General features: G+C 74.1%; 12 protein-coding genes. 1 reads left to right on the forward strand and 11 read right to left on the reverse strand.

What is annotated here, in order from left to right:
* Nucleotides 1–43: 43 nt before the first annotated feature.
* From AB0I21_RS35960 to AB0I21_RS36005, 10 genes are all read right to left on the reverse strand, one after another.
* Nucleotides 44–172: an ALQxL family class IV lanthipeptide gene (locus tag AB0I21_RS35960; RefSeq protein WP_344500148.1), complete on the reverse strand. Its 129-nt coding sequence runs from the start codon at nucleotides 170–172 to the stop codon at nucleotides 44–46.
* Between the two features lie 65 nt (nucleotides 173–237).
* Entirely contained in the window at nucleotides 238–366 is a 129-nt protein-coding gene (locus tag AB0I21_RS35965) for an ALQxL family class IV lanthipeptide (protein ID WP_344500146.1), read from the reverse strand.
* Nucleotides 363–3089, reverse strand: a complete 2727-nt coding sequence (gene lanL, locus AB0I21_RS35970; RefSeq protein ID WP_360567942.1) for a class IV lanthionine synthetase LanL — start codon at nucleotides 3087–3089, stop codon at nucleotides 363–365. The genes AB0I21_RS35965 and lanL overlap by 4 nt, the downstream gene beginning before the upstream one ends.
* 191 nt (nucleotides 3090–3280) lie before the next feature.
* Nucleotides 3281–4390 (reverse strand): Gfo/Idh/MocA family oxidoreductase, encoded by a 1110-nt coding sequence (locus AB0I21_RS35975; RefSeq protein ID WP_360567944.1) that lies wholly within the window; start codon nucleotides 4388–4390, stop codon nucleotides 3281–3283.
* A complete protein-coding gene (locus AB0I21_RS35980) occupies nucleotides 4375–4992 on the reverse strand; it encodes a ThuA domain-containing protein (protein WP_360567946.1) in 618 nt (205 codons plus the stop codon). The genes AB0I21_RS35975 and AB0I21_RS35980 overlap by 16 nt, the downstream gene beginning before the upstream one ends.
* Entirely contained in the window at nucleotides 4989–5834 is an 846-nt protein-coding gene (locus AB0I21_RS35985) for an NAD(P)-dependent oxidoreductase (RefSeq protein WP_360567948.1), read from the reverse strand. The genes AB0I21_RS35980 and AB0I21_RS35985 overlap by 4 nt, the downstream gene beginning before the upstream one ends.
* Entirely contained in the window at nucleotides 5831–9694 is a 3864-nt protein-coding gene (locus AB0I21_RS35990) for a glycosyl hydrolase family 28-related protein (protein WP_360567949.1), read from the reverse strand. The genes AB0I21_RS35985 and AB0I21_RS35990 overlap by 4 nt, the downstream gene beginning before the upstream one ends.
* A complete protein-coding gene (locus AB0I21_RS35995; RefSeq protein WP_360567950.1) occupies nucleotides 9691–10521 on the reverse strand; it encodes a carbohydrate ABC transporter permease in 831 nt (276 codons plus the stop codon). Before AB0I21_RS35995 ends, AB0I21_RS35990 begins: the two co-directional genes overlap by 4 nt.
* On the reverse strand, nucleotides 10518–11435 hold the full coding sequence (locus tag AB0I21_RS36000) for a sugar ABC transporter permease (protein WP_360567951.1): 918 nt from the start codon (nucleotides 11433–11435) through the stop codon (nucleotides 10518–10520). Before AB0I21_RS36000 ends, AB0I21_RS35995 begins: the two co-directional genes overlap by 4 nt.
* 5 nt (nucleotides 11436–11440) lie before the next feature.
* Complete coding sequence (locus AB0I21_RS36005) at nucleotides 11441–12817, reverse strand: extracellular solute-binding protein (protein WP_360567953.1); 1377 nt, start codon at nucleotides 12815–12817, stop codon at nucleotides 11441–11443.
* A gap of 82 nt (nucleotides 12818–12899) precedes the next feature.
* Here AB0I21_RS36005 and AB0I21_RS36010 point away from each other — a divergent pair, with 82 nt between their 5' ends.
* Nucleotides 12900–14159, forward strand: coding sequence for an enolase C-terminal domain-like protein (locus AB0I21_RS36010; RefSeq protein WP_360567954.1), 1260 nt, complete (start codon nucleotides 12900–12902; stop codon nucleotides 14157–14159).
* Between the two features lie 9 nt (nucleotides 14160–14168).
* Here the strand turns inward: AB0I21_RS36010 and AB0I21_RS36015 are convergent, their stop codons facing one another.
* Nucleotides 14169–15362: an ROK family transcriptional regulator gene (locus tag AB0I21_RS36015; protein ID WP_360567956.1), complete on the reverse strand. Its 1194-nt coding sequence runs from the start codon at nucleotides 15360–15362 to the stop codon at nucleotides 14169–14171.
* Nucleotides 15363–15390: the final 28 nt, after the last annotated feature.

Raw genomic sequence — 15390 nt, forward strand, 5'->3', positions numbered from 1 at the left:
CCCGGCCGGTTCGGCCGGGCCCACGCCGGTGTTCAGGCCGGGATCAGTTCGTCTGGCAGGTCTTGCCGCAGGAGTTGCCGCCGCACGTGAACGAGCAGCAGCCGCCCTCCGGCGCCTTCGGCGCGTCCTGGTCGGCCGGAACGGCCTGCAGCGCCATGACATCGATGGTCATTGGATTTCACCTCCTCCGCTCCGACGGGTCCGTGAACGGTGCGGACCCGAGGGCCCGCGCCGGGATCAGTTCGTCTGGCAGGTCTTGCCGCAGGACAGCCCGCCGCAGGTGTACGAGCAGCAGCCCGCCTCCGGGGCGTTCGGCGCGTCCTGGTCGGCCGGAACGGCCTGCAGCGCCATCACATCGATGCTCATTGCATCTTCACCTCCTCCGCGTTCCGATCGGTCGGGGACGGCGCGGCGAACACCGCGCCGGGATCAGGGGCCGTCACCGGCGGGTGGAACAGGCGGTCGCCGCCGTGCCGGAGCCGGGTGAGGAACGCCAGCGGACCGGCGGCGCCGACGCCGTAGGCGGCCGAGAACTCGTGCCCGGACTCGTTCATGAGCACGGGCCGGCCGTCGCGGTAGACCCGCTCGGCCCACAGCTGGGCCGCCAGGCGCCGCGCCCAGTCCGCGAACTCGTCCAGCCCGGTGGCGGCGGCGAGGTCGAGCAGGAACTCGCCGCTGCCGGCCAGGCCATGGCAGTGCGAGGTGCCGACGTCGCAGCGGGTCGCGACGACCGCGCGGCCGGCGGCCACGGCTGCCTCGCCGTAGCGGGCGTCGCCGGTGTACGCGTAGGCCCGGGCCAGGAACGTGCCCACGCCGGCCGATCCATTGCACCACCAGGTGTGCATCGAGGCCGAGCCGGGCCGGTCGGTCCAGTAGGCCGCGTCGCCGCGCCGGACGGCGACCGCGAGCAGCTCGTCCGCGCAGTCGCGGGCGGCGGCGGCGAAGTCGTCCCGGCTGGTGTGGGCGGCCGCGGCGAGCAGGAACGCGCCGATGCCGGCGGTGCCGTGGGCGTAGCCGTAGGAGCGGTGACCGGCGAGCGTGGAGTCGAAGCCGGCCGGCACCGTCCAGGCGGTCGCGCCCGGGTCGCGGGCGGCCAGGATCGCCTCGGCGCAGCGGACCGCGCGCCGGGCCGTCCCCGGTCTGCCGGTGGCCGCCGCGAGGTGCAGCAGCGCCGTGCCGAGGCCGGCCAGGCCGTGCGTCTGGTCGGGGTTCGGCCACACCGTCGGCAGCCCTTCGGCGAGGGCGACCGCCCGGTCGGTGAGGTCGGGCCGGTCGAACGCGGCGCCGGCCTCGAACAGCGCCCAGGCGGTGCCCCCGAAGCCGAAGTGCAGGCCGGGCAGCCGGTGCGGGACCGTGTCGAGGTGGCGGGTGAGCCGCCGCAGCACGACCGGAGTGAGCTCGTCGACGAGGCCGCCGATCGTCCCCCCGACGCCGTGCCGGCGCAGGCCGCTGAGCATCGCGAGCACGCCGCCGCTGCCGTACTGCACGGCGCACGGCTCGGCCGTCTCGCCCAGCGCGTACTCCCGCCACAGCCGGGGCCCGGTGTCGGGCGTCACCGTCGCGGCGAGGTGCCCGAGCACGCCGCCGACGAGCTCCTCCCACCAGCCGTCCGGATCGTCCGGCCGGTCCGTGGTGACGTCTGCGGGCGGGGTCTGGCGGGCCAGGGCGATCACCTCGGCGAGCGGCATGCGCTCGCCCGGCTCGGCGCGCATCAGCCCGGTGACGATCCGGCGCACCGGATCGGCGAGCGTCTCCTGCACCGCCGGCGCGACGGTCCGGCCGGCGATGCGCTCCTCGAGGGTCCGGTGCGGCGGCTCGTCCAGCGCCAGTCGCGGGTTGCGGCGGGTCGCGTGGAACAGCACCAGGGCGCCCAGCGAGTACAGGTCGACGGCGGCGTCCACGGGTGCGTTCCGGAACTGCTCCGGCGCGCTGAAGCCGGGGGTGCCGTGGCCGTCGCCGTGGACCGGATCCGCGGACCCGGGCCCGGTGCGCCGCGCGGACAGCTCCAGGTCGATCAGGCGCAGCGTGCCGTCCGGCAGCGCCAGCACGTTGTTGGGGCTCAGGTCGCGCAGCACGACGCCGCGCCCGTGCACCGCCTTGAGGATCCGGGCCAGCCGCAGCGCGACGCCCAGCGTGTCCGCGGGCTCCGGTGGCGCGTCCGCGCCGCGCACCGACGCCCCGCCCGTCTCGGCGAGGGTCCGCCCGTCGAGGAACTGCTCGACCAGGAACGCGTGGCCGCCCTGCTCGAACTCGTCGACGAACTCGGGCACCACGCCCAGCCCAGCCAGGTGCCGCAGCATGGCGGCCTCGTGCCGCAGGTAGTCGCGGGCGTCGCGGCCCTCCGCGTCGGTGCCGACGTGCGGCCGGGCCTCCTTGACCAGCACGGTGGCGCCGGTGGTGCGGTCCAGGGCGCGGTACACCCCGCCCTTGTTCGCGTGCCGGATCGCGCCGCGGACCTCGTAGCGGTCGTTGAGCAGCACCCCGCCGCTTCCGCCGGCAGCCGGCGGATCCGCGGCGAACGGCAGCTCGGCCCACGCCGGCGGGTCGAACACGGCCGGCCGCTTGTCCTCGACCGGGTTCGTCTCCGGGTCCAGGACGCAGTCGCGGTACGTGCCGTCGTTGCCGAGGACCCGGAAGCCGTCGAACGCGCCGTACCGGTAGTGCACGAGGCTGCCCGGGCGGTAGGCGCGGTCGGACAGGATGACCGGCCCCGGCAGGCCCGCCGTCGCCTCGTGCAGGCGCTCGGCCAGCTCGGTGAGCGTGGCCCGCTCCAGCGGGTACACCGTGATGAACTTGCCGGACTGCCCGCGGGGGCACTGGAAGTCGTTGAGCCGCTGCACGTCCGACGCGGTGCTCGCGAACTTGAACGACGTCGCGGTCGCCGCGATGAGGTCGAGACACCGGCGCAGCACCTCCGGCGCTGACCACACGGTCGCCGACACGTGCAGCTTCCAGCCCTGCACCCGCTCCGGCCGCCCGGGCGGGTCGAGCACGGTCCACATGTCCCGGGTGGTGACCGTCCAGCCCTCGAGGCGGCAGGCGTCGATCCGGTCGGCGACGAGACTCGGCGGCTCGGGCAGCTCTGGCATGGCGGCTTCCTCAGGATCGGCGTCAGCGGCGAGAGCCACTTTGCCGATGCGCGAAGGGCCGCGACGTCGATTCCGGACCCCGGCGGACACCGGCGGACACGGCCGGACGTCCGGCGCCGTCCCGGACAGCACGATCCCCGGCGCCCCGCACCGTCACGACGGTGCGGGGCACCGCATTCAGGCCGCCGGCGTCAGGCGAGCGGGACCGGCGCCGGAACCTCGCAGGTGCTGCGGACCGTCACCGCGGCACCGGCCTCGGCCGCCGTGTGCAGGCACTCCATGACGTCCAGGACGTGGTAGGCGAGCTCGCCGTTCGCGCGGGGTGGCGCGCCGGTGCGCAGCGCCTCGGCGAGATCGGCCACGCCGGTGCCGCGTCCCGCGTCGCGGTAGCCGGCCCGCTCCGGCAGGCGCGTCCAGCCTTCGCCCGACGCCGAGGCCGAGGCCGAGGCGGAGGCGGACGTGAACACCTCCACCGGGCCGTCGAAGTGGTTGGGGTCGGGGACGCTCAGGGTGCCGTCGGTGCCGTACACCTCGATGCGCGGCAGGCGGCCGGCCCACACGTCGAAGCTCATCATGATGGTGGTCAGCGCGCCGCCGGCGTGTTCCAGCACGCCGGTCTGGTGGGTCGGGACGCGGACCGGGAAGACGGTCCCGGCGCGGGGGCCGTCGCCGATCGTGCGGGTCGCGCGCGGGGTCGAGGCCAGGCCGGTGACGCGGCGGACCGGGCCGAGCAGGGTGACCAGCGCGGTGAGGTAGTACGGACCCATGTCCAGCAGCGGGCCGCCGCCGGGCTCGTAGTAGAACTCCGGGTCGGGGTGCCAGCGTTCGTGGCCGGGCGTGACCATGAAGGCGGTCGCGGCGACCGGGACCCCGATCTCGCCCGCGTCCAGGGCGGCACGGGCGGTCTGGACGCCGGTGCCGAGCACGGTGTCGGGTGCGCAGCCGACGGTGCGACCGGCGGCGCGCGCCGCGTCGAGGATCGCCCGCCCTTCGAGCGTGGTGGCGGCGAGGGGCTTCTCGCCGTAGACGTGCTTGCCGGCGGCGAGCGCGGCCAGCGCCACCTCGGCGTGCGCCCGGGGAACGGTGAGGTTGAGCACGAGGTCGACGGCGTCGTCGGCAATCAGGTCGGATACCGGCACCGCCTGTACCCCGGCGAAATCCGCGGCCAGGGCGCTCGCCCGGTCGGCGTCGAGGTCCGCGACCCGTGTCAGGGCGACGCCGGGCAGGCGGGCCAGGGTGGTGGTGTACTGCCGGCTGATCTTCCCCGCGCCGACGATGCCGACCTTCAGCGGCTCGCCCATGCCAGCCCCCGCATGATGATCTCGTCGTGCTCGGGGACCTCGAGGTCCTTGAGCTCGTGGCCGACGGTGGTGACGAAGACGCGGCCGGCGCCGAAGCGGGTCGTCCACACGACCGGCACCGCGACGGTGCCGACGACGGTGACGGCGTGGACCTCGATCGCCGGGTCGACGTGCACCTGGTACCGCTCGGTGTGCACCGTGAACGGCGGGACGCCGGCCACGACCGGGTGGGTGCCGATCGGGGTGACGTCGTACGTGACGAACTCGGCCGGGTGGTGCACGAACTGGCCGCCGGTGATGCGCTGGTAGTCCGGCGAGCCGCGGAACGAGTCGATGATGCCGCCGTGCCAGCCGGCGAGTCCGGTGCCGGCCCGCACGGCGTCTGCCAGGCCGGCGACCTGCTCGCCGGTGGCCGTGCCCATCGTCCAGCAGTGCACGACGAGGTCGGCGCGGCGCAGCAGGTCGGCATCGAGGTACGTGTCGAGGGTCCCGGACGTGACGACCTCGTGCCCGAGCTGGCGCAGCCTGGTCACGTAACGGTCGGTGGCCTCGACGGGGCGGTGCCCCTCCCAGCCGCCGCGGACCACGACGACGGTGCTCACGAGCTCCGCCAGGTGTGCACGGGCGTGAAGCCGAGCAGTTCCCGGCACAGGTGGGTGGAGACGGGCACGGCGTATCCCTCCAGCGTCTCGGCGAGCATGGCTGAAGGGTGATACTCCGCCAGCAGCCGCGCCGTCGGCAAGGTCGCCGTGGTGTCGGGCGCGGCCACGTTCACCACGGCGTGCCCCTCCAGCGGCGCGGTGAGGGCGGCGGCGACCGCGGCGACCGCGTCGCGGGTGTCGAGCCAGCTCCACAGGTCGCCGCGGTGGCCGCCGAGGTCGGCGGCCACGTGGTCGAGGTGGTGACGCAGCCGGGCACCGGTGCCGATGAACGGCAGGCGCAGGCTGACCGCGGGGGTGCCGCACCGGTTGCTGACCGTCGCGGTGACGAGCTCGCCGACCCGCTTCGACAGGCCGTAGGGGTCGTCGCCGACGTACGGGTGGTCCTCGGTCAGCGGTAGCCGCACCGGCGAGGCGCCGCGCCCCGACCAGGCCAGGCCGACGGCGGAGAGGCTGGACACGTAGACGATGCGCCGCACGCCGGCCGCCGCGGCCGCCTCGAGGAGGTGGAACGCGGAGCCGACGTTGTTGTCGAACACGTCGGGCTCGACCGGGGCCGGGATCGCGGCCGCGTGAACGACCGCGTCGATCCCGGCCACGAGCCCGTCCAGGCGGGTGCCGCGCAGGTCCCCGACGACCGTCTCGTCGGCGGAGGAGGCGTAGGTGGAGGCGGAGGAGGCCGGCGGGGTGCGGTCGTGTGCGCGCACCGAGTGCCCGCCGGCCCGCAGACCGGCCACGACCGCCCCGCCGAGCATCCCGGCGGCGCCGGTCACCAGGATCTTCACGTGGCGTCCGCGACGAACGTGGCGGTCAGCGCGACCGGGGCGGTGACGGTGAACGGATACGTCGCCGCCGTCGACACCACGACTCCCCCGGCGCTCCAGCCGGTGAACCGGAAGCCCCGGGCCGGCCGCGCCACCGCGGTGACCACGGTTCCCGGCTCGTAGTGACCGGGGCGGGTCGCGTTCCCGGTGAGCCGGACGGTGCCGGCGCCGTCCGGGACGGCCGTCACCGCGTGCTCGACGATGTTGATGACCATGACGTTGTACAGCGTCACGGCGCCCTGGCTCGTCGCGCCGTTGTACCGCATGAGGTTCACGACGCTCGCCCGCCCGCCGTCGACCCGCACGGTGTGGCCGTCGCCGCCGAGGTTGTCGGTGCCGAGGTTGACCGCCCGCACGTCACCGGACTTCACCACGAGGCCGTTGTGCAGGCCGTAGCCGAACGCACCCGCGACCGTCAGCCGACGGGCACCGTCGACCGTCACCAGGTCGGCGTTGGTGCGCGTCCAGGCGTCGATGACCTGTGGGAACAGGTCGGCGCCCAGCACCCAGCGGGGCACGGCGAAGCCGGTGCGCACGAACGTGTTGCCGTTGGACAGCACGCCCTCGACGTGCCCGTCGGCGCCGCGGGCGGTGACGCCGTGCCGCACGAACGTGCCCTTGATCTTCCGCACGAGGAACCGGTCGCCGGTCATGTCGAGCGCGTTCCAGGCGTTGGGCAGGCCGAGGTTGACCGCGTACGTGCTGTCGCCGAGGCCACGCACGACGTACGGGTAGGGCACCAGACCGCCGGGTGCCGCGGGGCTGTTCTCCGGGTGGAACACCCGCAGCCCGGCGACACCGGCCCGGTCACCCCGTAGCGTGATCGCGGCCGGGTCGGTGTCGGCTGTGGCGCTGCCCCGGCCGGCGAAGGCCCAGAGCACGGTGCCGCCGCTGCGGCCGTCCTCGTCGCGGTTGGGCACCGGCGAGGCGCCGAGCAGCTGCACCCCGGCGGGCACGCTGAGTCGCCCGGCGAGGCGGTACCAGCCGGCGGGCAGGTAGACCACGCCGCCACCGCGACCGGCCTTGTCCAGGGCCCGCTGGATCGCCGGGGTGGCGTCCGCGGCGGGCAGATAGCCGTTGCCGTGCGGCGCGTCCGCCTGGAACAGCACCCGCCGCGCCGGGTGGGTGGCGGTGCGGCTGCCGTCGTCGTCCGGCAGCGCACCGTCCATCTGGTGCACGGTCCCGCGGACGGCGCCGCTCACCTGCGTGCCGGTGAGCTTCACGTAGCCGGCGCCGTTGTTGACCACGGCCGCCTCGTCGCCGCGCAACTGGCCGCCGGCGATGGCCAGACCCCACCGCTCGTCGAACCTGTCGACCTGCAGCGCGACGCCGGTCCGCTCGATGCGCACCCGGTCGAACACGCCGGTGAACTCGGCCCGCAGCCCGGCCACGACGTGGATGCCGATGCGGTAGTCGGCCGCGGCGAGGCCGGTGAACTGGTCCCACTCGAGGTCGCCGAGGACGAACCCGGTGCCGTTGGCCCGGGTCCAGGCGTCCACCGTGGAGCGTGCCGGCGGCCGGTACGCGTCCGGCGCCTGCGCCCAGTAGGCGTTGCTGAACCGGACGTCCTCCCAGGTGCCGACGTCGGCGCCGTTGTACGCCTCGACCCCGCGGTAGAGCACGGTGCCGCGCACGTCGCGCACGGTCGCCGACTCGTGGGTCTGGCCGTTGCCGGGCGGGCGGCCGCGTTCGTCGCGCATGGTGCTGATGCCGATGCCGCGGAACGAGTTGAGCATCGTCACCTCGGCGACGGTGCTCATCATGTAGTTCTCGTCGGCGCCCGAGGCGCCCTTCCAGGCGCTGCCGGGGATCTCGAAGGTGAAGTTGTAGTGCACCGGGGCCGCCGCGTTCTGCCGCGGGTAGTAGGTGGTGAGCCCGACGACGCCGGCGCTGCCGCCGATGCGGAACAGCACCGGGCCGGCGTCCCCGGCCGGCAGGTCGGCGCTGACGACGGTGCCGTAGAAGCCGCCGCCGCTGTCGGGGTCGCGGCGGTCGCCGCGCAGGGTGCAGAACGCCGGCACCTCGACCGTGCCGGTGACCCGGTAGGTGCCCGCGGGCAGCCACACGGTCCCGCCGCCGGCGTCGTAGCAGTCCCACAGCGCCGCCTGCAGGGCGGCGGTGGCGTCGCGGCGGCCGGTGCCGTCCGCGCCGTACGCGGTCGCGTCGAAGTCGGCGACGACGACGTCCCCGGTCGGGAAGCGGGTGTCGACGAGCCGCGGCGACGGCGTCACCGTGCGCCGGTCGCGGATCTCGAACGCGGCGACGTCGACGTGGTCGAGCCCGGCGGCGTACCCGGCGACGCTCAGCCGCACATACCGCGCGGTCGTCTCGGCGAAGCGGGTGCGCACCGCCTGGCCGCCGTTGTGCCCGGCCTCGGTGTACCGCACGCCGTCGGTGGACAGCTCGACGCGGTAGTCGGGAGAGAAGGCGCCGCCCCACCGGACGAACACCTCGTCGACCGGGCGGGCGGCGCCGAGGTCGGCACGCAGCCACGCGCCGGTGCCGCCGCTGGTCCACACGGTGCCGGGATCGCCGTCGTTGGCGTTGCCGGGCGCCGACCCGGCGGCGGTGCCGCTCGCGGTGAGCAGCGCGGCGCGGGCGAGGTCGGTGTCGACCGCGGACGAGCGGAACGCCCCGAGGACGTCGTACAGGTCCCGCAGCGCGGCGCGGACCTGCTCCTCGGTCGCCGCGGCGTCGTCCAGGACGGCCCGGGCGCGGCCGATCGCGGCGGCCAGGGTGGCCTTGGCGCCGGCCGGGAACTGCCCGTCGCGGCTGCCTTCGCGGGCCGCGTAGTGGGCGAGGTCGGCGGCGGTGACGAGGTCGCGCAGCCCCGCTTTCGCGTCCAGCTGCCGCGGCACGACGGTGACCCGCACCGCGGCGATGGTCAGCTCGACCGGGGACCCGTCGTGGGTGATGCGGAGGTCGGCGCCGTTGGTGCGGTTGGTGAGCACGGCGTCGTCGAGGACGAAGTCGTGGGTGCGCCACTGCCCGGTGTCGCCGTACGTGACGGCCGCCGACGGCTTGAACCGGTCGGGCAGGCTCTCGCCGGGCGAGTCGTAGTGCAGGTACAGCGTGCCGCCGCCGGAGTCGAGGTAGTCGACGCTGACGAGGACGATGTCGCGGGTGTCGTAGGCGTAGCCGTCGGCGACGTTGAGGTACACGTAGTTGGTGCCCGGCGCGGGTGCGGCGGCGTTGGTGCGCCAGAAGCCGCGGCCGGCGGCCGTGCCGGTGACGAGCCCCGCCTCGTTGTCGCCGGCCCGGGCCGACAGCCCGGTGTCCGACGCGGTGGGGCCGAGGACCGCCTGCGGCCCGCTCGCGGTGATCCGCACCTGGGCGACGGTGATGTCGGCGGCGCCGCCGAGCCGCAGCTCACCGGCGGCGAGGTCGGCGCCGGCGAGCCCGATGGCGGCGAGCTTCCACGTGCCGGTGCCGGCGAGCTCGGCGACCGTCGTCGTCGTCTGCCCGGCCGCGGTGCGCAGGGTCAGGGCGCCGGTCCCGTCGTCGTGGTAGGTGACGACCACGACCAGGCCGTCGCCCGCGACGGATGCGGCGTAGCCGGTGTCGGCGGTCAGCCCGAGGTACGTGGTGCCCGCGGCCACCTGCGTCTGCCAGTAGCCCTTGCCGTCGAGGGTGCCGGTGCGCAGCCCGGTCGCGGTGTCGCCCGCGCGCACGGACAGCCCGAGCGTGCTCGGGACCGGGCCCAGGTCGGCGCCGACCCCGCGCGGATACATGACCGGCCCTGGTCCGGCGGCCGCGGCGGTGCCGGGGGCGACGAGCGCCACGACGAGCAGGACGAGGAACAGAAGTCTGCGGGATGTCATGCCTTCACCGCTCCCATGAGGCCGTTGACGACGTACCGCTGCGCGGCGGCGAACAGCAGGATCACCGGGATGACCACGATCAGCGCGCCGGCCATGAGCACGTTGTAGTGCTGCACCGCGCCCGACTGCAGGTTCTGCAGGGCGATCGGCAGCGTGTACGTGTCGGGGTCGTTGAGCGAGACGCGGGTGAGCAGGTACTCGTTCCACGTCGGGATCGCGGTCAGCACGGCGATGGTGACGAGCACCGGCCGGGCCAGCGGAAGGTAGATGGTGCCGAAGATGCGCAGCTCTCCGGCGCCGTCGACGCGGGCGGCCTCGCGCAGCTCGGCCGGGACCGCCTCGAAGGCGTTGGTGAGCATGAGGACGGCCAGCGGGGCCGAGCCGTTGACGAACGGCAGGATCAGGCCCCAGTGGCCGCCGAGCAGCCCGAGCCGGTTCTCCAGCAGCACGATCGGCAGCAGGACGGCGACGCCGGGGACGAACAGCAACGCCATGAACATCCGGTACAGCGCGGTGCGGCCGGGGAACCGCAGCACCGCGAACGCGTAGCCGGCGGCGGCGTAGATGGCCAGGACCAGCACCACGGTCAGCGCGGTGACCTTGAGGCTGTTGAGGAAGTAGTCGAAGAAGTGCAGCTCCTGCCAGGTGTCGACGATCGTGCGCAGGGTCGGGCGGTGCGGGATCAGGTGCCCGCCGGCGACGACCTCGTACTGGTCCTTGAACGCGGCCGAGACCATCCACAGGAACGGGTACAGGCTGATCGCGGCGTACAGCAGCAACAGCGCGCCGACGACGATCCGCGCCGCCCAGGCGCGTGCGGCGGTCATGTGGCCCGCCGCATCACGCGCAGGTTGACCGCGGCGAGGACGAGCGCGGCGACGAACAGCATCCAGCCCAGCGCGCTGGACAGGCCGAGCGTCGGGTCGAGCTGGGAAAGGAACGCGAGCCGGTAGGTCTCCAGGCCGAGCACGTTGGTGTGGTTGCCGGGCCCGCCGTTGGTCATGATGAGGAACGTCTGGAACCCCTGCAGCGAGTCGCGCAACGACAGCAGGACGACGATCGCGGTGATGGGGCGCACGAGCGGCCACACGATGTCGCGGGTGACCCGCCACGGCCCTGCCCCGTCGATCTGCGCCGCCTCGGTCAGGGCCGGGTCGACCGCCTGCAGGCCCGCGAGGTACAGCATCATCGACACCGGCACCGCTGACCACACGGTGATGACGATCAGCGTGGCCAGCGCGGTGTCCGGGTTGCCCAGGAACCCCTGCGGCTGGCGCAGGCTGCCGAGGCCGAGCGCGCCGAGCAGCGCGTTGACGGCGCCGTCGGGTTGCAGCACGTACTGCCATGCGAAGTACACGGCGATGCCGGCGGTCACCTGCGGCACGAAGTACACGGAGCGCAGCAGCGTGCGCAGCCGGCGCACCGAGTTGAGCAGCACGGCGAGGGGGAAGCTGACCACGACGGTGAGCACCGGCACGGCCAGCATCACCCAGAACGTGTTGAGGGCCGCCTGGTGCACCCGTGGCGCGTAGCGGGGGCTGGCCCACAGCAGGTCGGCGTAGTTCTGCAGGCCGACCCAGATCCAGTGCGGCTGGAAGCCGTTCCAGGTGGCGAAGCTCAGCGAGAAGCCGTAGACGATGGTGTAGACGCCCATCACCAGGAACAGGCCGATGGCGGGCAGGACGAAGGCGTAGCCCCAGACCGCCTCGCCCGGGGCCCGCCGCTTCGGTTGACTCGCCACCGTCATTACTGCTTGGCCCAGTAGGAGTCGATGACCTTCGTCATCTCGGCGCCGGCCTGCTCGGCCGACTTCTTCGCCAGCGGCGTGTAGTCCATCAGCGCCGAGGCGACCGTGGGGCCGTCGTAGCTGTTGGGCCGGTAGGTGGTGTCGCCCGGGTTGTACGCCGACGGGCCGGAGCCGAACGCCTTGATCATCGCGCCCAGGGCAGGGCCGACGGCGGCGGCCGGGTCGGCGCCGAGGTCGGTCGGCGGGACGTCGAGGGCCTCCTTGGCGAACATGGCGGAGACGTCGGCCTTGGCGAGGTACTTCAGCCACTGGATGGCGCCGGCCCGGTTCTTCGTGGTCGAGGAGACCGACACACCGGTGAGCGTGAACGGGGCGAGGGTCATGTTCTTGATGGCACCGGCGGCCGGCACCGGCACGGGGAACGTGATGACGTTGCCGGCGTCCATGCCGTTCTGGGCCAGGAACGCCAGGGTGAACGTGCCGCCGATGTCGAACGTGGACTTGCCCTGCGCGAAGGCGAGGTCGGCGGCGTCGATGTCGAGGCTCTGGGTGCCCGGGTGCCAGTACGGCTGGACCTGCCCGTAGGTCTGCAGTGCCTGCACGCCGGCCGGGGAGGAGAACGTGCCGGCCTTGTCCTTGCCGAACAGGGCGTGGAACTTGTCGGCGCCGAGCAGGCCGTACGCCATGGGCTGCAGGAACCACTCCAGCCCGGTCGTCGGCGCCTTCAACCCGATGCTCACGCCGCCGTTGTCGGGGTACTTCGCCTTGACCTTGCCCAGGGCGGCGATGAACTCCTCCCAGGTGGCCGGGGCGCCGGTGACGCCGGCGTCGGCGAGGCGCTGCTTGTTGGCGTAGACGATGCCGAACGTGCCGACGGTCAGCGGGACGCTGAAGCGCTGGCCGAGCTTGATCCCGTGGGTCTTGGCGTCCTGGGCGAGGGACTGCTTGTAGTACTGCTCGGTGACGACGCCGTCCTGGCGGATCGCCGGCAGGTAGCCGGCCAGCCACGCGTCGTCGACGTCCTTGGCGAGGTCGGTGAGCAGGCCGGGGGCGCCGAACGCGAGGTCGTCGCCGTTGGTGTGCACCTCGAGCAGGTCCGGCAGGTTCTTGGTCTGTGCGGCGGCCTGCACCTTGGTGACGAACGCGTCGTCGGGGCCGTAGGCCTCGACCTTCACGGTGATGCCGGACTCCTTGGCGAAGGAGTCGGCGACCTTCTGCAGCGCCTTGACGTGCGACTGCTTGAACGTCCACATCGTCAGCGTCTTGCCGCCGCCGGACGTGTCGTCGCCGCCGCACGCGGCGGTGCCCGTCGCGGCGAGGGCCAGGGTTATCAGGGCGGCCAGAGCCGGCCGCCACGCGCTTCGTGGGGGTGTCATCGCGCGGCCTTCGCGTCTGGGGCGCCATCGACGGACGCCACTTGCCGAGAACGTAAATCGAATTGATGTACTCTGTCAATCCATGGACGAACTTCGGTACGATCCTTCGAAACTCATCGCTGCGGCCCCCTGGCCCGCCCCGGTGGACGCCGCCCGGATCACCCGGGTGCGCACGTTCCTGTGCGGGCCGCAGGGGTGCCCGTACCTGATCGTCCGGGTCGAGACGGACCAGCCCGGCCTGTACGGCCTGGGCTGCGCCAGCGATCCGCAGCGCACCCTGGCGGTGCGGTCCGTCCTCGACGACTACCTCGGCCCGCTGCTGCTCGGCCGCGACGCCGGCGACATCGAGGACATCCACCGCCTGCTGCGCAACTCCGGCTACTGGCGGGGCGGCTCGATCGCCGGCAACGCCCTCGGCGCCGTCGACGTCGCACTGTGGGACCTCAAGGCCAAGGCGGCCGGCCTGCCGCTGTACTCGCTGCTCGGCGGCCGGGCACGGCACGGCGCCGCGGCCTACACCCACGTCGACGGCGACGACCCGGCCCGCATCACCGAGGACGTCCTCGCGGCCGCCGAGGCCGGCTACCGGCACGTCCGGGTCCAGGTCGCGGTGCCCGGCGTGCAGAACTACGGCACCGCGTCCACCGGCAGCGCGTGGGACCCCCTGGCGTACCTGCGGCACGTCCCGCCCGCCCTGGCCGAGGTCCGCCGGCGGGTCGGCGACGGCGTCGAGCTGCTGCACGACGCGCACGAGCGGCTCACCCCGGCCCAGGCGGTCCGGCTGGTCGCCGCGCTCGCCGGCGCGCGGCTGTTCTTCCTCGAGGACGCCCTCGCCCCCGAGGACAGCGACCACTTCCCGCGGCTCGCCGCCGGCTCAGCCGGCTCGGTGCCGCTCGCCGTCGGCGAGCTGTTCGACGACGTCGGGCAGTTCCTGCCGCTGCTGACCGCGCGGGCGATCGACTTCGTGCGGCTGCGCATCCCGACCCTCGGCGGCCTGACCCCGGCGCGCAAGCTCACCGCGGCGTGCGAGCTGTTCGGGGCCCGGATCGCGCCGCACGGTCCCGGCGACGTGAGCCCGGTCGCGCAGGCCGCCAACGTCGCCCTCGACGTGTCGACGCCCGCGTTCGGCGTGCAGGAGGCGGCCCGGTTCCACGACGCCACCCTCGAGGTGTTCCCGGGCGCTCCGGTGCCGGTCGGTGGGGTCCTGTACCCGTCGGAGTCCCCCGGCCTGGGCGTCGACTTCGACGAGTCGGCGGCGCGCCGCCACCCCGCTCCCCCGCCGCTGCGGCACGACCGCTGGGCCCTCGTCCGGGGCGTCGACGGCGCCGCGGAACGGCCCTGACCGCCGTTCTCAGCCGAGCAGCAGCGAATGGGGCTGGGCGGAGAGGAACTGCTCCAGCACCAGGCAGGCGGCGCCGATCGCGCCGACGTCGATGCCCAGCCCGGTCGTCGTCACCACCGTCGGATGGATGCGCTCCACGAACGGCGAGCTCTCCACGATGCCGGGGACGATCGCCATGAACCGGTCGGCCAGCAGCGGCCAGATCGGCCCGCCGAACACGATCATCTCCGCGTCCACCAGCGTCGCCGCGGCGCTCACCCCCCGGCCGACCCGCACCGCCCAGCGGTCGATGATCTCACCGGCCGTCCGGTTGCCGGCCTTGGCCTGCCGGCACAGCGCGCGCAGGCTCTGCTCGGCGTCCCGCGGACCGGCCGGCTTGGACTCCGGCCCGAGCACGCCCTCCTCGATCGCCTCTGCGACCAGGGCGTTCGTGGTGCAGGCGGCGTACAGCCCACCGACCTCGCCGGCGTTGCCGGACAGTCCGCGCAGCACCACATCGTCGACGACGAGCCCCATGCCGGACCCGGTGCCCAGGTAGAAGAACAGGAAGTTGCCGGTGCAGGTGGCCGCGCCCGCCCAGCGCTCGGCGACGGCGGCGGCGATCACGTCCTTGTCGAGCAGCACCGGCAGCCCGGTCGCCCCGGCGAGGTGGTCGCGCAGCGGCACCCGCCCCCAGCCGACCAGCTCGGGCGGCGCGATGACCAGCCCGGCCGCCACGTCGACCGGGCCCGGCGCGGCGATGCCCAGCCCGAGCATCGCCTCCCGGGCCACCCCGGACTCGGCCACCAGGGCGTTGATCGAGTCGCCCATCTCCGCAAGGGTGTGGTCCGGATCCGCGGCCGGCGGCGTCGGCCGCTGCGCGCGGGCCACGACCCGGCCCAGCAGGTCGAGCACGACCATCGTCACGACGGCCGGGTCGAGGTGCACCCCGACCGCGTACCGCGCCTCGGCGTTGACCTGCAGCAACCGGCGCGGCTTGCCGCTGCCCGTGACCCGCGTGCCGGCTTCGTGGGCCAGCCCCGAGTCCAGCAGCCGCCGGCAGATGTTCGACACCGTCTGCGCCGACAGGCCGGTCGACTCGATCAGCTCGACCCGGCTGAGCCCCTCGGGGACCCGGCGGATCGCGTCGAGCACCACCGACTCGTTGAAGTCGCCCATGCGCGGCAGGTTGGTGCCGCGCCGCATCGGCAACTGTCTGCCCATCGCCATCCTCTGCTCGCCCGCCCGGAGG

Source organism: Dactylosporangium sp. NPDC050588 (assembly GCF_040654975.1).
GTDB classification, from domain to species: domain Bacteria; phylum Actinomycetota; class Actinomycetes; order Mycobacteriales; family Micromonosporaceae; genus Dactylosporangium; species Dactylosporangium maewongense.